Source organism: Enteractinococcus coprophilus (genome assembly GCF_006716305.1).
GTDB lineage: Bacteria > Actinomycetota > Actinomycetes > Actinomycetales > Micrococcaceae > Yaniella > Yaniella coprophila.
In genome coordinates this window covers 104442-122418 of record NZ_VFOU01000001.1, presented here as the reverse complement: position 1 = coordinate 122418, position 17977 = coordinate 104442, and the positions used below count along the sequence as shown (strand labels likewise).

At 57.7% G+C, this 17977-nt stretch carries 16 protein-coding genes; 6 read left to right on the top strand and 10 right to left on the bottom strand.

What is annotated here, in order from left to right; genetic code table 11:
- Positions 1–10 precede the first annotated feature (10 nt).
- Positions 11–1348, bottom strand: coding sequence for a YihY/virulence factor BrkB family protein (locus tag FB556_RS00585; protein ID WP_141863786.1), 1338 nt, complete (start codon positions 1346–1348; stop codon positions 11–13).
- Positions 1349–1453: 105 nt separating this feature from the next.
- Between FB556_RS00585 and FB556_RS00580 the strand changes: the two genes are divergently transcribed.
- Both FB556_RS00580 and clpB read left to right on the top strand, forming a co-directional pair.
- The gene (locus FB556_RS00580; protein ID WP_141863784.1) at positions 1454–2242 is read left to right on the top strand and encodes a hypothetical protein; all 789 of its coding nucleotides are present in this window, start codon (positions 1454–1456) and stop codon (positions 2240–2242) included.
- 190 nt (positions 2243–2432) lie between these two features.
- A complete protein-coding gene (gene clpB / locus FB556_RS00575; protein WP_141863782.1) occupies positions 2433–5078 on the top strand; it encodes an ATP-dependent chaperone ClpB in 2646 nt (881 codons plus the stop codon).
- A 113-nt stretch (positions 5079–5191) separates the two neighbouring features.
- Here clpB and FB556_RS00570 read toward each other — a convergent pair whose 3' ends face one another.
- Complete coding sequence (locus tag FB556_RS00570) at positions 5192–5935, bottom strand: hypothetical protein (protein WP_141863780.1); 744 nt, start codon at positions 5933–5935, stop codon at positions 5192–5194.
- A gap of 268 nt (positions 5936–6203) precedes the next feature.
- Between FB556_RS00570 and FB556_RS00565 the strand changes: the two genes are divergently transcribed.
- Entirely contained in the window at positions 6204–6404 is a 201-nt protein-coding gene (locus FB556_RS00565) for a DUF3073 domain-containing protein (RefSeq protein WP_141865215.1), read from the top strand.
- Between the two features lie 54 nt (positions 6405–6458).
- Positions 6459–7463: a Sir2 family NAD-dependent protein deacetylase gene (locus FB556_RS00560; protein ID WP_141863778.1), complete on the top strand. Its 1005-nt coding sequence runs from the start codon at positions 6459–6461 to the stop codon at positions 7461–7463.
- Positions 7464–7636: 173 nt separating this feature from the next.
- On the opposite strand, the gene purM is transcribed toward FB556_RS00560, so the two are convergent.
- The 6 genes from purM to FB556_RS00530 all read right to left on the bottom strand — a co-directional run bounded on the left by purM (position 7637) and on the right by FB556_RS00530 (position 12452).
- On the bottom strand, positions 7637–8776 hold the full coding sequence (gene purM / locus FB556_RS00555) for a phosphoribosylformylglycinamidine cyclo-ligase (RefSeq protein WP_141863776.1): 1140 nt from the start codon (positions 8774–8776) through the stop codon (positions 7637–7639).
- Position 8777: 1 nt separating this feature from the next.
- Positions 8778–10199, bottom strand: coding sequence for an amidophosphoribosyltransferase (gene purF / locus FB556_RS00550; RefSeq protein WP_141863774.1), 1422 nt, complete (start codon positions 10197–10199; stop codon positions 8778–8780).
- A gap of 3 nt (positions 10200–10202) precedes the next feature.
- Complete coding sequence (locus FB556_RS00545) at positions 10203–10682, bottom strand: hypothetical protein (protein WP_141863772.1); 480 nt, start codon at positions 10680–10682, stop codon at positions 10203–10205.
- An 83-nt stretch (positions 10683–10765) separates the two neighbouring features.
- Entirely contained in the window at positions 10766–11131 is a 366-nt protein-coding gene (locus FB556_RS00540) for a sterol carrier family protein (RefSeq protein ID WP_141863770.1), read from the bottom strand.
- Positions 11132–11167: 36 nt separating this feature from the next.
- Positions 11168–12190 (bottom strand): asparaginase, encoded by a 1023-nt coding sequence (locus FB556_RS00535; protein ID WP_141863768.1) that lies wholly within the window; start codon positions 12188–12190, stop codon positions 11168–11170.
- Positions 12191–12209: 19 nt separating this feature from the next.
- On the bottom strand, positions 12210–12452 hold the full coding sequence (locus FB556_RS00530) for a hypothetical protein (RefSeq protein ID WP_141863766.1): 243 nt from the start codon (positions 12450–12452) through the stop codon (positions 12210–12212).
- Between the two features lie 80 nt (positions 12453–12532).
- Here FB556_RS00530 and purD point away from each other — a divergent pair, with 80 nt between their 5' ends.
- Both purD and FB556_RS00520 read left to right on the top strand, forming a co-directional pair.
- Entirely contained in the window at positions 12533–13828 is a 1296-nt protein-coding gene (gene purD / locus FB556_RS00525) for a phosphoribosylamine--glycine ligase (RefSeq protein ID WP_141863764.1), read from the top strand.
- Positions 13821–14720 (top strand): phosphoribosylaminoimidazolesuccinocarboxamide synthase, encoded by a 900-nt coding sequence (locus FB556_RS00520; protein ID WP_141863763.1) that lies wholly within the window; start codon positions 13821–13823, stop codon positions 14718–14720. Before purD ends, FB556_RS00520 begins: the two co-directional genes overlap by 8 nt.
- Here the strand turns inward: FB556_RS00520 and FB556_RS00515 are convergent.
- Together FB556_RS00515 and FB556_RS00510 are read right to left on the bottom strand one after the other, a co-directional pair.
- Positions 14714–15673: a metallophosphoesterase gene (locus tag FB556_RS00515; protein ID WP_141863761.1), complete on the bottom strand. Its 960-nt coding sequence runs from the start codon at positions 15671–15673 to the stop codon at positions 14714–14716. The two genes, FB556_RS00520 and FB556_RS00515, sit on opposite strands and share 7 nt — an antisense overlap.
- On the bottom strand, positions 15673–17940 hold the full coding sequence (locus FB556_RS00510; protein WP_141863760.1) for a transglycosylase domain-containing protein: 2268 nt from the start codon (positions 17938–17940) through the stop codon (positions 15673–15675). The genes FB556_RS00515 and FB556_RS00510 overlap by 1 nt, the downstream gene beginning before the upstream one ends.
- Positions 17941–17977 lie beyond the last annotated feature (37 nt).

Below are 17977 nucleotides of genomic sequence, written 5' to 3'. Positions count from 1 at the left end.
TTTTGCAGGATTAATCGGGCTGTGACTCAGGGCTATCGGTTGGGCCGCCGTCATCCCAGGTGAAGTGCTTCGCGGGTGGTGTGGGATCAGCCGTGTGAAATGGGGTGCCCGTTGACGGTTGATAATCAGGTTCCTTGATTGCCCAGAAGCTGCTGGCTTCGGTGAGCTGTGGCGTTCGCGGCGTCGTCACCGCTTCACCGGTGTGGTAGTTGTCGACTATCAGGCCAGAAATCCGTCGCCGGTTGGCATCTTCGGCATCGAGTCTGCGCAAAACCCAGGTGTGTTCGGTGGCCAGTTGGAGCTCATCGCATGCTCGATACCCTGAGGCCAGTTGTCGGGCGCGTAGCATTTCGGCGTCCCACCCAGCAGCGATGAGCATGACTATAAACGCCAGCCACACCATCAAGATCACGTAGAGAATTCCATTGACCGTTGTGAAGACTCGTTCAAAGATCGCCACTCGGTCTAACAGCCAGCCGGTCAGGGCAAGGCTGGAAAATAGGACGATGACGGTCACCGCTGCACCGGTGGTGATCACGCGGTAGCGGGGTCGAGTCACATTGGGTCCACGATAAAATGCCTGCGATACCAGAAATATTAGGACCAATAAGATCAATGGCCATTTCAGGATGTTCCAGGCTGCAACAGCCTCGTCTGTCAGCCCTAGCATTTGGCCCAGACGCCGCGAGAGATCACCGCCAAGGATGATTAATACCAGCAGTGCCAGCGAGGCAATGATCAACACGAGGGTTTCCAGAAACACCACGAAGCGAAAGTAGATCAAGGGTCGGCCTTCGCGAGTGTCATAGATGCGGTTCATTGCACGATGGAACGCGGCGACGACATTGGATGCCGAATATAACGAACCGATGAGCCCGAGGGTCAGCGCCAGGACTCCGCCCGGGGTATCGATCAGGGTAAATAGTGTCTGAGCTACGATGGCGGCATCCATTGCTGGGAATAGTTCATTGGCCAGTCCTGCAATCGTCCAGATGGTTTCCTCAGTGAAATCGACCACCGAGACGATCGAAGTGATCGCAATAAGCCCTGGGAGCAGTGATAAAAATAAATAGAATGTCATGGTTGCTGCGACATCCCACACCTGCATGGAGATCGCTTTCGCCCAAGTCCGTCGTGCCACAAACCACAACGTGGGACGAGGCTGCCGGTAGGTCCGCAGCGGACGGGTCGGGGTCAAGCGTGCTAGCGCAGCCGAAGCGATGCGCTGAGGCACCCCGGCCTGGTTCCCAGCTGAAGACGCGACAGGTGAGTGCTGCGCGGCATCCGACGTCGTCGGAGTAGCCGGCGGGTTGTGCGCATCGGGGGAGTCGGCCGCGGGGTGGGACATACCTTTGAGCTTAGCTGCACCGGTGTGGGTGTGTCGGTAGCGGAGGCGCTGACAGGTGGCTCGAAGGTTGCAGTCGACGGTTGCAGAGCCTGTATCGTAGAGGGTGTGATGTGTGTTAAACGTAGAGTTCTTCGGTTCTCGGCCCTGGCCGCTGTGGGTCTGCTGGGGCTTGCCGCGTGTGCTTCCGACGACGGCGAGCAACCCGACTCCGCACCAACCGACAACGAGGCCCCCGCAACGTCGCCGGTGGCCACTGAGGTCGACCTCGACCAATTTGCTGCCGCCCTGGTCACCGACGCTGAGGTGGTGGGGGTTGCCCAGGATCCCCCGATCGAAGGCTTTGCGGATGATCCTGTCACGATGTATCTGACCTTGAGTGAATTTGAACCCACTGGCCGCTGTGCGAGCCTGCTGGAGGAATTGAATTCTTTTTCTGCCCCTGCGGTCGGTGGTGTTTCGGCGAAGTTTATCCGCGAGGTACCTGATCGTTCCGAGGAATCGGCGTCTCAGGCCACCCGGGGTGCTGCGGTGGAGACCATGATCTTTGAAACCACCGAACTGACTGAACCTATGGCAATTTACCGCGATATTCCGAACGCCTGCGAGACGCTGACCTCCTCCGAGGTCGAAGGCGCTGAGGCCACGTTTACCAAAGTCCCCGGTCTCGATGCATTACATCTGGAGATCTCGGACGGACAAGACGTGGAGTCTTTGGCCGTGGGCGGCTCATCAGTCAACGCCCGTTTCCACATGTACATGACCGCCGAGCAAGTCACGCTACAACAAGCACAAGACATGTTTGGTGCTCAGGCTGAAAAACTCCAGGAAACCTTCCGTGATCGGGTCGATAGCGCAGCAACACCGTCCCCGACCGCTGAACCGTCTACCGAATAACTCACTGTCCTCGTCAGCGCACCCGCTGAGCCGGGTAGGGTGCGGCCCGGCGCTGATGAACAGTCGACGTCAGCACCATACTTTTCCATGGACGCTTCGCTCATGGAGAATATGTTTTTCTCTCTTCCGGAATATTCCGCACCCAGTTAGGGTTGAGTTAAGTAGGCTCAAGTTTAAGTTTCATTTCGGTATGCATTCCGAAAGCAAGGAGTTTGCATTGAAAAATTCGCAATTCACGACGAAGTCTCAAGAAGTGCTGTCGGCCGCGGCCATGAATGCCTCGACGGCGGGCAATCCGCAAATTGAACCTGCTCACATCCTGAAAGCGCTGATGGATCAGCGCGGATCAGTCGCCGTCGCAGTGCTCAAAGCCGCTGGAGTCGATCCCGACGTCGTCTCGACCAAGGCTTCCAGTCAAATTGCCGCATTACCCAAAGTGTCGGGATCCACGATCGCTGAAGCCCAGCTGTCTCGTAGCGGACTCAACGTTCTTTCTGCCGCCCAGACACAGGCCACGAAGAACCAGGATCAATTCGTTTCCACAGAACACCTGCTGCTCGGGCTTGCCGCGGACGCCGGCGATACCGGAGCGGCGCTGCGCGATGCAGGAGCCAGCGTGGAAGCATTGACTTCTGCCATGCAAGCGGTTCGCGGCGATACGAAGGTGACGTCACAGGATCCTGAAGGAACCTTTCAGGCTCTGGAACAATACGGCACCGATCTCACGGAGATTGCCGCTGCTGGCAAGCTCGACCCGGTGATTGGTCGCGACGCTGAGGTTCGTCGCGTCATCCAGGTACTGTCCCGTCGTACCAAAAACAACCCGGTGCTGATCGGTGAGCCAGGTGTCGGTAAGACCGCAGTCGTCGAAGGCCTGGCACAGCGCATCGTTGCCGGCGACGTCCCGGAATCATTGCGTGGCAAGCGACTCATATCGCTTGACCTTGGCGCGATGGTTGCGGGCGCGAAATACCGCGGCGAATTTGAAGAGCGGCTCAAAGCCGTCTTGGAAGAAATTGCTGCTGCAGGTGGCGAGGTCGTGACGTTTATTGACGAGCTACACACCGTAGTCGGCGCAGGTGCCGCCGAAGGTTCGATGGACGCTGGCAACATGCTCAAGCCAATGCTGGCCCGTGGTCAGCTGCGGATGATTGGTGCCACGACGCTGGATGAATACCGGGAAAATATCGAAAAAGATCCCGCGTTGGAACGTCGCTTCCAACAGGTCTTTGTTGGTGAACCCTCCGTGGATGACACGATTGCTATTCTGCGCGGCCTGAAAGAACGCTACGAAGCCCACCACAAGGTTGCCATTGCCGACGCTGCCCTGGTAGCCGCAGCCAACCTGTCGAACCGATATATTCCGGGACGCCAATTGCCAGATAAGGCCATCGACCTGATGGACGAAGCGGCCTCGCGGTTACGGATGGAAATCGACTCAGCACCCGAGGCCATTGACAAGCTACGCCGCGCTGCCGACCGGTTGACCATGGAGGAACTCGCGCTGGAAGGTGAAACCGATCCGGCCTCGGTGGAACGCTTGGCTGCGCTGCGTGCAGAGTTAGCCGACACGAAGGAAGAACTCGCCGGACTCACAGCCCAGTGGGAATCGGAAAAGGCGTCCTTGAATAAGGCCGGTGACCTCCGCGTGCAGCTCGACGAGCTGCGTTCAGCAGCAGAAAAAGCTCAGCGTGAAGGCGACCTAGCCGAAGCATCCCGGATTCTCTACGGTGAAATTCCCCAGGTCGAAAAGGATCTGGCCGCAGCCGAAGCCGCAGATTCGACCGCTGCCAGTGAGGACCAAATGGTCTCCGAACAGGTCACGGCTCATGACATCGCAGAAGTCATCGAAGCCTGGACCGGCATTCCAGCCGGGCGCATGTTGTCCAGCGAGCAGGAAAAATTGCTCAACATGGAAGCCGAGATCGGCCACCGCCTGATTGGGCAGCACAAAGCTGTGGCCTCGGTGGCAGACGCTGTCCGGCGCTCGCGTGCCGGAATCTCGGATCCAAACCGGCCGATTGGTTCGTTTCTCTTCTTGGGACCCACGGGGGTCGGCAAGACTGAGCTTGCCAAATCCCTGGCGGAATTTCTCTTCGACGACGAACACGCGATGGTTCGCATCGATATGTCCGAGTACTCGGAGAAACACGCAGTGTCACGCCTGGTCGGTGCTCCTCCTGGATACGTGGGCTACGACGAGGGCGGCCAACTGACCGAAGCTGTGCGTCGTCGCCCCTACTCGGTCATCTTGTTAGACGAGGTCGAAAAGGCACACCCAGAAGTCTTTGACATCCTCTTGCAGGTCTTAGACGACGGTCGGCTCACCGACGGACAGGGCCGCACCGTGGACTTCCGCAACACCATATTGATTCTGACCTCCAACCTGGGTTCAGAATATCTGGTCGACCCAGGCCTCGAACCGGCCGAGAAACACGCCCGTGTTGATGCTGCAGTGCGAGCCGCGTTCAAACCTGAATTCTTGAACCGACTGGACGACATGATCCACTTCGATCCGTTGACCATCAAGGATCTGGTAAAGATCGTCGACTTGCAGATTGCACAGCTGGTCGATCGGCTCGCTGATCGCCGCATTAGCCTCGAGGTGACCCCAGCAGCTGCTGAATGGTTGGCTCGAGTTGGGTACGATCCCGCATATGGTGCCCGTCCATTGCGTCGACTCATCCAGCGTGAAATCGGAGATAATCTCGCACGAAAAATCCTGGCAGGCGAGGTAAACGATGGTGATAGCGTGACGGTCGATGCTGACGACGAGGGCATCATACTGACAACACATCCGGTACAAGCCGACACCGGCCAGGAATCTACCGTCTAACGGATCCCTTTGGAACCCCGTGGGGTTCTGAAAAGGCCGAGTGCCCACCCCTGCAGGTCGGCACTCGGCCTTTTTTCGTATGCGAGAAAGTACTGCTCGCCGCGATCCGGCGTCTAGGATTCCTCTGAATCAGCCGTTGGGGAAGCTGTTGCTTCGGGATTGGCGGCAGCTTCGGCTGCGGTCTGAATCGGGTTCTCGGCCTGTTCTTCTTCGGAGCGTTGATCGTCAATGGCAGGTTCTTCTACCAGCGACTCGGAGAAGTTTGTTTCGTCATTGGTTGACACGATGCAGTCGACCCGGCGGTCTGCCTCGGTTTCCCACGTGTATTCCGACGGACGCGAAGTGTTGATCGAATAGGTCGCCTGAGTGTTTTCCAATAAGGCAATGTCTGCGCAGAATGCCTCGGACGATTCTCGTAGCTCTTCTTCACCAGGGTAGGTCATCTCCCCGGAGTACAGGCGTCGTCCAATGAGCTGAGCGTTATGCGGAGTTGAGCATTCGACAATGTCAGCAGGCTGGCTAGCGTCCGTGTAATTCGCCAGACAGTCCCCGGGTAGGAAGTTCTCTGGGGCCACATTGGTGGCTACAATGCCGTCGATACCAGGCGATGGGTTACGCGTGGTGGTTTCGGTGGGGGTTTCAGCCCCGTTGTCATTATTCGAGGAGCTGAAGCTATAGACGAAGAACATGACAATCCCAAGCACCACGATCAGCACCGTGAAAAAGATGATCCAGGAATTGCGCCGAGAGCGCCGTTCACGTTGCTGACGAATCTCACGCCGCGATGGCGTAGACGGATCTTCAGCTGACAGCGGAGGCTCCGGGTTTGAGCCTGGCTGGTAGTCGGCTGGGGTCATGCCGTTCCATCATCCTTCCTGACAGCAGCGTTTTATTTCCTCGCGACTGCTTCGCCATCGGCGAGCGACGCGGGGGACTGCTGGTTATAAGCTGATCTTAGAGCGAAAGCCCCGGTTATACCAGACATATTTTAGCGCCAAAGGGGCGAACTCTACTCAAACATGTTAACCTGGTAAGCACGAACCATTACGAAAAAGAGACCTCAGCGACAACATGAGCCTTATGTTGTCGCTTTTGGGGACAGAGACCGCGAAGGGGGTCACGCTCATGGGGCGCGGCCGTCAAAAGGCAAAGGCAACCCGTCAGGCACGGGACATGAAGTACTTCTCGCCAGCTACCGATTTGGCAGCACTCGAGCGAGAGCTATCCGGAAAGAAACCCGATAGGGAAGAGAGTAACGAGTACGCCGAATACGCGGAAAAATATAACGCCTACGACGACGAATACGACGAAGATACATCGTATTAGTAGGATCTTTTCGCTTATGGGTTTCCTTGACTCTTAACAGGTCGGTCCGGTGAGATGACAGATTCATCTGACCGGCCGATCTATTCTGAGGCGTCAACGCTTTCGGAAGATCATCCGGCTTACGCTACCCACCAGGCCGCCATGCGGTCTGTTCAGCGTGTCATCGAAAATACAGCGCCCTATCAGAACGTCCAGGTCGCATCCACCGGCATCGGTCAGCTACTCAGGCTCAAACCGTTGCTACTCACCGGTGCTGGTATGTCTACCGATTCTGGGATCCCTGATTATCGTGGCCCCGAAGGCTCGCTGCGGCATTCACGCCCCATGACCTATCAGGAATTCCTGCATGACGATGCTGCCCGTCATCGATATTGGGCGCGGTCTTTTGTCGGTTGGAAACACATGTATGCCGCGGTCCCTCACTTGGGACACGAGATCATTGCAAAATGGAACGCTGCGGGACGGATTGCAGGAGTCGTCACGCAAAATGTCGATGGTCTCCATCAGCGAAGCCAACGACTAGCAGATCAGCAAGCAGACCATGGCACGGAAGCTGGCCCCATTATTGCGCTTCACGGGTCCATGGATGAAATTGAGTGCCTCGTGTGCGGTGCTAAAGAGGACCGGGCAGATTTCGGTGTACGTCTGCACGAAGCAAATGCTGGCGTTGCGGATGACTGGGAAATATCTGAAGAACTGATTAACCCCGATGGCGATGCACGCATCCCGCAGCACTGGGTCGAGCAATTTCAGATGGTGCATTGTCTCAATTGTGGCTCGGATAAGCTCAAACCGACCGTGGTTTACTTCGGTGAGATTGTGCCACAACAGCGTAAGAAGGCCATTCAGGAGCTGTTAGACAATTCCGGAGCCCTCATCGTTCTTGGCTCTTCACTAGCTGTGATGAGTGGATATCGTATCCTGCTTGAGGCTGATCGTGCCCGTAAGCCGATTGGCATTATTAATCTGGGTCCGACTCGTGGCGAAGACCGAGCTACCTTCCGGTGGAGAACCGGCGTAAAACAAGCCTTAGCGTGGTTGGACCAAGAGATTTCCTAACACGGGGCGGTGGAACCAACCGACCGGCCGGGATATGCGTGAATACCCTCGTTGTCGTATGTGTGGCTTTGGTATACCAGCACGAGACACACGATATAGAGGATCAAAAAACGACGACGCCGCACGGAACTACCGTGTGGCGTCGTTATATGGCTCAGACGAGTGCTGAACGGTTATTGGGCGTAGCTGCCGCGCAATAGTACCCCGCCACCGTCAACACCTTTTGCACCCTGGATAAAGTCGTCACCGGCGGCAGCTGCGTCCTGCGTCAGTGCGCCGACTTCGCCGATCTGCCAGGAGGTCATACCGTTGGTGTTCAGCCAGGTGAGCGCGGACTCAGCGGCTTCTGGCGCGACCACGGCGACCATGCCAACGCCTAGGTTCAGGGTGCGTTCCAGATCGGCCTGAGGGACCTGACCGGCCTCGGCCATCACTGAGAACACCGCGGGCAACGACCAGGTCGACCGGTCGATCGTGGCCATCGTGCCCTGCGGTAGCACACGTGCCAGGTTGGCTGCCAGACCGCCTCCGGTGATGTGCGAGAACCCGCGCAGTGCAAATTCGCCGTCCGTGTTGAGCTCAGCAATCAGATCGAGGCAGGTTGTAGCATAGATCCGGGTCGGCTCGAGGAGCTCTTCGCCAAGACTGCGACCAAATTCGTCAATGTGCTGATCCCAGCTCCAGGCACGCGCAGCAACGATCGAGCGCAGTAGCGAATACCCGTTCGAGTGCACTCCGGACGAGGCCATGGCTATGACGACGTCGCCTTCGCGGACGCGTTCTGGCCCGAGAATCTCGCCACCTTCGACCACACCGGTGACGGCCCCGGCAACATCATATTCGTCGGCGGCTAACAGGCCCGGGTGTTCGGCGGTTTCGCCACCGATGAGCGCAGTATCGGCAAGTTTGCACCCGTGAGCAATCCCGCGCACGATATCGGCGATGCGCTCGGGTACGACCTTGCCGGTGGCAATGTAGTCGGTCATAAACAGGGGTTTCGCGCCCACAACGACAATGTCATCGACCACCATGCCCACCAGATCCTGACCGATCGTGTCATGGATATCCATCGCTTGGGCAATGGCGACTTTAGTGCCGACTCCATCGGTTGAGGTGGTTAAGACGGGCTGACGGTAACTGGTCAACGCCGTGGCATCCCACATGCCCGCAAACCCACCAAATCCGCCCAGTACGCGCGAGGAATGGGTGGCGGTGACCGCCGACTTCATGAGCTCAACGGCGTCGTCGCCGGCTTCAACATCGACCCCGGCGGTCGCGTAGGTGATCGGCTCGGGGGTTTGGTCTTCAGTCACGTTATTTCCTGTCTGTGGTCAGCATGGGGACTTCGGTGGGGTAGTTACCCGAAAAACAGGCGGTACACAGGGTGTCTTCGTCCTGTTGGGTGGCGGCAATCGTGCCCTCGAGTGAAATATAAGCCAGCGAATCAGCGCCGACGTGTGCTCGGATTTCTTCGATACCAGCACCGGTCGCAATCAGTTCGGCGCGCGTGGCGAAGTCGATACCGTAGAAACACGGCCATTTGACGGGCGGCGACGAGATTTTCACGTGCACCTCGCGAGCGCCTGCCGAGCGCAGCATCGACACGACCTGGCGCTGGGTATTGCCACGCACAATCGAGTCATCGACAACGATCACGGATCGGCCAGCGACCACGGAGGGCTGGACATTGAGTTTCAATCGGATGCCTAGCTGGCGCAGGGTTTGGGAAGGTTTAATGAAGGTGCGCCCGACGTAGGAGTTTTTCACGAACCCGTGCCCCAGGGGAATACCCGACTCTTCGGCGTACCCAATCGCGGCGGGTGTTCCAGACTCGGGAACCGGGATCACGACATCGGCTTCCGCAGTGTTCTCGCGGGCCAGTTGGCGCCCCATCTCCAACCGGGATTCATACACACTGCGCCCATTAATCGCAGCATCCGGGCGGGCAACGTAGACGTATTCAAAAATGCACCGAGCTAATTGCGACGGCGCAAACCGGGTCGAACGCACCCCGTTGGTGTCGATCGCCAGGATCTCACCGGGGGCTACCTCGCGAATAAAGGTTGCACCGGTGGTTGCCAGGGCGGCTTGCTCCGAGGCGATGACCCAACCACTGGAGAGTCGTCCCAGCACCAGGGGGCGGAAGCCATGCCGATCTCGCACCGCATACAGGGTGTTTTCTGACATCATGACGACGGAAAACGCGCCCTGAAGTTTGGCGAAGACTTCAGCTGCGGTTTCTTCAAGTGAGTCACCGGTCTGGCCGCGCAACAGGGTGGTGATCAGGGCGGTATCCGAGGTGTTCCCTTGGGCGAGTTCACCCGAATCGATTTCACCGTAGCGTTCGGCGATCAGGGCTTTGATCTCTTCGCGGTTGGTGAGTGCGCCGTTGAAGCCCAGCGCGACCGTGCCGTCATCCGAGGTGGCACCCAGGGTTGGTTGGGCGAATCGCCAGTCGTCGGCGGCATGTGACCCATATCGGCAGTGACCGATGGCAATGTGGCCGGTCAGCGAGGACAGTGTGGCTTCGTCGAATACCTGAGAGACCAGGCCGACGTCTTTATAGACAGAAATGCGGTCACCGGCGGAGGCTGCGATACCTGCCGATTCCTGACCGCGGTGTTGGAGGGAGAACAAACCGTAATAGGTAAGTTTGGAGACTTCTTCGCCCGGAGCCCAGACGCCAAATACTCCGCAGGCGTCTTTGGGTGAATCATCGGTGAGGTTTTCGACCATGAACTATTTCCGTTTATTTCGTTTGTGGGCTTTGGCTGCGGCTTTTGCCTCGAGCTGGTGCTGTCGGCGTATTTCGTCAGCGCGCTGGCGTTGTTGGAACTGGGACCATTCCAGATAGTCGTCTTTCGTCAGGGCGACGTCGGCGGCCTGAGGATCAGTGGTTTCTCTGGCATAAACAGTTTCGGTATGACGTTTGGATCGACGATCCAGCAACAACCACACTAAAGCGCCGATGGTCAGCCCAACGACTCCCAGCAGTGCCGCCATAAAGCCCAGAGTCTGAGCCCGCGTATATTCATCGGACGTGCCTTGAAACGCGACCCAGAAGAAGGCGATCACCACTCCAAAGAATCCACCGGTGACCAAAAATGGGGTAATTTTCGGCGCTCGGCGGTACACCATTTGTTGGGGTGTTTCATGTGCGGTGTTATCACCTGCGGCGCCGGCCATGTCAGGTTGGTCAGGAAGTCTGCTGTCAGCCATAGTCCCTTTAGTCTAGCGCGTCGGGCGCGTCGTCGTCATACGTGTCCACGGGGCGGGACTCGACCAGAAACGTGGTCTGGCCCTCATATTTTGACCAATGGAAACAGCGGTCCCAAGTCTGTTCGCTGTCCAGATGCCACCACGTCGCCGGCAGCCACGGCTTCTGCCCAGACACGTTGCCCGGTAACAAGCGCCAACCAGGTATCGGGAGAGGTTTCTACCACCGCCGGGGGAGTGCCCCGAGTGTGCACGGTGCCTTCAATAATCTGCGTGACCCCAAACGGTGGCACCCGAACCTCGACCGACCGACCAGGCACTAACTCGGACAGCGCTTCTAACGAATACCGCACCGCGAGGGCTCGAACCGGACGTGGCGCAGCCGAGGGATCAGCCGCCCACGCGCGCACCGCGGCCACGCCCTCGGTGACATCGATCTTGCGTCGTGCCATGGTCCCTCCATCTTTTGTTGTCGTCCGGCTGCTAGCTTAGCTGAGCAATCGCAGCACCGCCGGTGCTACTTTCACACCACCGACCGGCTGACCCCCGCCATACACGGGCGGGACAATCCGCTCGATGACGTCGCGCATGGCGTCCACCGGTAGTACCTCTGGGGCGAAATTCGCCAATAAGACCAACGCCACCAGATGCGTTGCCCGATGCGTGGAATCAATCATGGAGACCGCCACTGCGGTGCCATCCGGTGCAGCGAGTGCAACAATGCCGTCGGCGCCAGTTTTGACGAGCAATTCCAGCGACTCCAGCACGACTGTATCGGGTCGCTTGGGTCCCTGAACGGCGTGTGGGTAATCCAGCATCGCGCGAGCAACCATCGCGGCCTGCAGTTCAGCTCCGCGATCGGTGACGGCGCGCCCCAGAGCCCCAAATCCTCTGGCCAAGGAGGTCAGCGACATGACCGGGGTGGGTGCCCCGCAACCATCAACGCCCACCTGCGTGATGCTGGTCTGGCAGTATTGCTCCAAGACCGTCAGCACCTCGGATTGCACCGGTGCATCGGGGTGCAAATAGTTACTCGGGTCTTCACCCGCAGTGACCGTGGCGGACAGAAAGCCCGCGTGTTTGCCCGAGCAGTTATGGGCCAACCGGGAACGTTCTAAGGGTAGTGGCGCAACCTGCAGGGCAGCCTGGGCGACCTGTGATGCCGACGATGGATAAACCGCCGGGCAGCCCAAGTTTTCGGCGGTCAGCCCAACGTCGGATAGCACTGCGGAGGCGATCTCCTGATGCTGGGTGGAGCCGATATGAGAGCCGCATGCCAAAGCTAACTTTTCACCGCTAAGATGCGCACCGCAGCGCAGGGCAGCTATGGCTTGAAACGGTTTCAGCGCAGAGCGAGGATAAACGCCGGCATCGGGATCACCCACCGAAGCAAGAATGCCGCCGTCGGGATCTACCACAACGGCCGATCCAAAGAATCGGTTTTCCACAAATCCGTTGCGAGTTGTCACGGCCAGTTGTGCCGCATCGGACGCGCGAATCGGTTCAGACACTCGGTCTCCTTTTCGATGGTTAGTCGTTGGATTTTTTGCGATAGACGGCCCAGGTCACGATTGTTGCTGCCACCGCCCCAATGCCGAGCGACGCGATGGCATAGGGGATATCGCCGCGGGTCGCATCGACAAAGGTCCGAAACCCAAGCCACGCTACCCAAGAACACGAGAACATGATCATGAGCCAGACGTAAACAATTTGCAGCCAGCGCGGGAAAAACGGGCCCTGACCATAGGGGAGGTGGCGGCGACGAAACGACATGGTCACGAGTCTAGTCGCGGTGTCCGCATATTTCAGACATACCGCCCACCAGGTGCCGTGAAACGACTACGCTTAGGAGCGTGAAAACTTTAGTCCTGGGCCCAGGTGGCCGTGAACACGCAATTGTGCAAGCCCTACGCGACGATCCGCTGGTTTCTGAGGTGCGCTGTGCACCCGGCAACGCTGGCATCGCGAAGGAAGTTCCCGTCTACCCAATCGATGTTTCCTCCCCGCAGTTGGTCGTTGAACTATGCCAGGAGCTGCAACCTGATCTGGTGGTCGTTGGTCCTGAAGCCTTGCTGGCCGCAGGGGTGACCAATGCGTTGCAGGCCGCCGGGTTCGCCGTCTTCGGCCCGACTCACCAGGCGGCCAGGTTGGAGTCATCAAAAGCGTTTGCCAAAGAGATCATGCACGCTGCTGGGGTGCCCACCGGGCAGGCCCACACCGCGACCAACCTGGAACAATTAGAAGCTGCACTGGATGACTTTGGAGCACCCTATGTCGTCAAAGACGATGGGCTGGCCGCAGGCAAGGGCGTGATCGTGACGCAGGATCGCGACGCGGCCATCGCCCACGGACAAGCCATTTTCGCCGGCGGGGATCCGGTGTTAGTCGAAGAGTTTCTCGACGGTCCAGAGGTTTCGGTATTCGTCATCGCCGATGGCAAAGATGGCGTGGCCATGTCGCCCGCCCAGGATTTCAAACGGATTTATAACGACGATGAGGGTCCTAACACCGGCGGCATGGGTGCCTACACCCCGCTGGAGTGGTTGCCCGAGAACTTCACCGAAGACGTCATGGCACAGGTCGCCCGACCAGTTCTGGCCGAAATGGCTGAGCGCGGCACGCCATTTACCGGTGTGCTCTACTGCGGGCTGGCGGTGACCAAAAAAGGCATCCAGGTCATTGAATTCAACGCCCGGTTTGGTGATCCAGAAACGCAACCGGTTCTGGCACGGTTAAAAACCCCGCTGGGCCAACTGCTCCAAGCCGCAGCTGATGGCAAACTGGCCACCACGTTCCCCACCATCCAGTTCCATGACAACGCAGCAGTGGGAGTCGTGGTGGCCTCGGAAGGTTATCCAGAGACACCAAAAACCGGGGCTCAGATCACCGGTGTCGCAGATGCTGCTCAAGACGAGGATGTCACGGTGTTGCACGCCGGAACGACCGCCGGAAAGACCGGGGAATTTACGGCATCGGGCGGTCGAGTCTTGACCGTGGTCGCCACTGGAAAAGACCTCGGTGCAGCCCGCGATAAAGCCTATGCTGCCGTGGAAAAAATCTCGATCCCGAATGGCCAATACCGTACGGATATCGCTGCCAAGGCCATCAACGGTGAGATCACGATCTCAGGAGCCTCAGACCATGACTGATACCGCAACGTCGCTACCCGGTTGGCGCCACATTTATTCCGGTAAAGTCCGCAACCTGTATGAACCCGCAGCTGCTGAACCAGGAGAATCCGAAACGCTGCTGGTGGTAGCAACCGATCGGGTTTCGGCTTTTGATCATATTCTGTCCCCGGGCATTCCGGAGAAGGGCAAGATCCTCACTCAGCTGTCGCTGTGGTGGTTCGAACGATTGGCTGAAGAAGTTGAGGTACCAAACCACGTGGTTTCCACGCAGGTGCCCACCGAAGTTGCCGGGCGTGCCATGGTCGTCAAACGCCTCAACATGTTCCCGATTGAAGCCATCGCGCGAGGATATCTCACCGGGTCGGGACTTGCCGAATATCGCCAGACCGGTGAAGTCACCGGCATTCCATTGCCTCAGGGACTTGTCGATGGGTCGAAACTCGAACCTGCCATCTTCACACCGTCGGCCAAAGCCGAGGTTGGCGAGCACGACGAGAACATCAGCTTTGCCGAGATGACCTCGCGTATCGGGCAGCAAGCCGCTGATGACATTCGGGATAAGACGTTGCAGCTATATACGGCAGCCGAGCGGATCGCTCGTGATGCTGGCATCATTCTGGCCGACACAAAAGTCGAATACGGTACCGACGAAAACGGGATCATCACACTAGGCGATGAGGTCCTGACACCGGATTCGTCACGTTTCTGGGACGCCCAAGCATATGCTCCTGGCACGTCGCAGAAATCATTTGATAAACAGTTCGTGCGCGACTGGCTCGCATCTGAGACCTCGGGGTGGGATCAGGCCGCTGATACCGAACCACCGGAGCTACCAACCGACGTGGTGGAAAAAACCGCTGAACGTTATCGCGAAGCATTCCGCCGGCTCACCGGACGCGTCTTTCAGTAAGCCCTTGCTTGGTCTGCTGAAACCAGGTCGATGACCACGGCTTCTGGCGGGCAGAAAGTCCGTAACGGGACGGCTGGTGAAGCCCCGATGCCGGCGGTGACATTGACCAGCGCGCTGCGTCCAGCGCTGCGCCATGTAAAAAGGCCAGCGGCCAGACCGGTGGGCAGGTCACAGTTAGCGACCAGCGCGCCATAAGCCGGTAGGGCCACCTGTCCGCCGTGGGTATGCCCGGCAATGACGATGTCAGCGCCGTCGGCAACTGCCGCATCGAGCACCCGCCGATATGGGGCATGCGTGACCGCAATTTTCAACAACGGTTGGCTGTCCTGGGTGATTGCAAAGCCTGGCCACTTATCAGCCTGCATGTGCGCATCGTGTGTGCCAGCGACATGGACTTTTCTGCCATCCCGAAGCTGTACTGTCGTGGATTGGTTACAGAGCTGATGCCAGGTGCCGTGTGCTGTGAACGCTTCAAACATTGTTCGTGCGTCAATTTTCTCATGCTGCTTCTCCGCGCCATCAGTCGTAGACGGGGCGCGCAAATAGCGCAGCGGATTTGCCCGATGAGGGCCAAAAAAATCGTTGGATCCGGGGACGAAGACACCAGGAAATTCTAAGAGCGGTTCCAGCGCATCCAGCACGTCATCCACGGCGTTGACGCCACCGGGATTGTCACCGATATTGATGACAAGGTCGGGCCGGGTTGCAGCAAGACCCCGGACAAAATTGATCTTCGCCTGATCACCGGCCACCAAGTGCATATCGCCTATATGCAAGACGCGTAATGGAGCGTGGCCGGAAGGCAACAGGGGAAGAGTTTCGTAGCGCATGCCAAATTGACGTGCGGAAACCAGCCCAAAGAGCGTTGCGGAGACTGCCGATACGGCACCGAGACTGAAAACTTTGGCCGCGCCGGATACCATCCGACGCGGCCAACGCTGTGCCTTAGACACTAGTCGTCATTTCCTGACGAATCACTGTCATCGGAGTCGTTATTGCTGGATTCATCTGAAGAATCCGAGTTCGATCCCGAATCGGAATTCGAGTTGGAATTCGAGTTCGAATTAGAGTTGGAACTGCTTGACGACCCGCCTCCGTACTGACTGGGGTCACCGGTTGGTCCGTCAAATTTCGGGAATGCATCGGTGCCGTATTTCGGGCCGGCAACCTTCATGAAGTCCACCCACATAGGACCAGCAATCAGCGAGCCCCAAGCGTCTTGGAAGTAGCGTCCGCCGATGTTCTTACCTTTTAGGGTGTAATCGGGGCCGTTGCCCAGATAGTTCCCCACCCATGAGGCCGTTGACAGTTCCGAGGTGTAGCCGATGAACCAGGTCGAGGACTCGAAGTTGTTCGTACCGGTCTTCCCAGCGATCGGGAAGTCGAGTTCTCCCTGAGAAATACGTTTGCTTGCAAGCGCGGTCAAGGTGTTATTCAGTTCTTTAATATTCTCCGGGTTCAAAGCACCAGGGGAGCATTGAATCGGCGGAACAGTATATTCATTACCATCGGCATCCACAATCGACTCAATGGCACGCGGTTCACAGTAGGTGCCGCCGGAACCTAAGGTCGAGTAGGCCGATGCCATGGTCAGCGGGGAAACGTTGTATGCCCCCAAAACGAACGATGGGTTTGACGGATCTAGACCTTCGTTATTTTCGGCATCGGTGATACCAGCAGCATCGGTGATATCGGTGATTGCACACAGGTCGGTGTTATAAGCCGCAGCAATGGTCGCGGTGTTAATCGACCAGTACAAACCGTAGTCCATACGCATTGGTTTGTGCATGTCAGCAATGGCGTTCTTTGGTCGCCAGCCGTCACTACCGATGCGGGCATGTCCACCTGGAAGACAGTAGGCCGGAAAGCGTGCGCCGTCGTAGTTATTCCGGGAAGCATCCACGCGGTCGCGCATGGATTTCCCCGACCCGATCCAAGCCATCGCAACGAAAGGTTTCAGCGTTGACCCCAGCTGGAAGCCTTGGCCTCCGCCCCAGTCTTTGTCGACGTTAAAGTTCAGCGAGGTTTCACCGTTGCCCAGGTCCTCGCCGACCTCATACTTGGTGTTCTGGGCCATCGTTTTGATGTTCCCAGTGTTTTGCTGGACCGTCACGATGGACGAGCCAATGCCTTCATTTTCACCAGCAGGGACGTTGCGACGCGCGGTTTCTACGGCGGCTTTTTGCAGATCAGAATCCAGCGTGGTGGTAATTTCTAGACCAGAGCGATCCAGCATGCGCTGACGGGATTCACGATCGGGACCAAATGCCGGATCAGCAAGAATCAACCGTTGGATATAGTCACAGAAATACTCGAAACCATCTTTGGCGTAATAACAGCCCGATGGCAGCGGGTTCATATCGAGTTTAATTTCCGAAGCGACAGCTTCTTCGTATTCCTCTTCCGTGATGAAACCCTGATTGCGCATATTGCCCAGCACCAGGTTGCGACGGTGGGTGGCGCTCTCCGGGTTATTCTCGGGGTTCAATGCGTTCGGTGACTGCACGAGACCGGCCAAGAGCGCTGATTCTGGAATCGTCAGTTCAGCGGCTGACTTGTTAAAGAAATACCGTGCTGCAGATTCCACGCCGTAGGTACGGCCGGAAAATAGCACGATGTTGAGGTAGCCTTCAAGGATTTCGTCCTTGGACATCTCTTTTTCAATGGCCACCGCAAGCTTCATTTCGCGGATCTTATCCGGAATCTGCTTGGTCCCAGACACGGTCGTGCGCAAACCGTTGAGGTTTTGGTAGTTGACCAGAACGTTATTGACGTACTGCTGGGTCAGCGTGGAAGCGCCCTGCTGCGTGTCCGAGGTGACGTTGTGCACGACGGCGCGTGCCAGGCCTTGGCCATCAACACCGGCATGGTCATAGAAACGTTCGTCCTCAATGGCGATGATCGCATCGATCATGTGCTGCGAGATGTCTTCGAGATCAACCGGGGTGCGGTCTTCTGCGTAAAAGGTTGCAATCTCTTGACCGTCTTGATCGAGAATGACTGACGGGATAGACAGGGGCTCTTCATTGAGCTCAGCAGGCAGCTGATCCAGCATTTCGGTACCGACCTGTGAGGCTGCACCCGCGAGCATGCCTGCGGGGAGCAGCATGCCTGCCCCGAGGGCGCCTAAGAGCGCGGAAATACCGAAAAAGGCGAGCAGTTTCGTCAGCACGGGGTTGTTTTTGAGCACACTAGATCCTGAGGACTTCGTTTTGGCCATGTCGGCAGTCTACTACGAAGCACAACATCAAATCTGT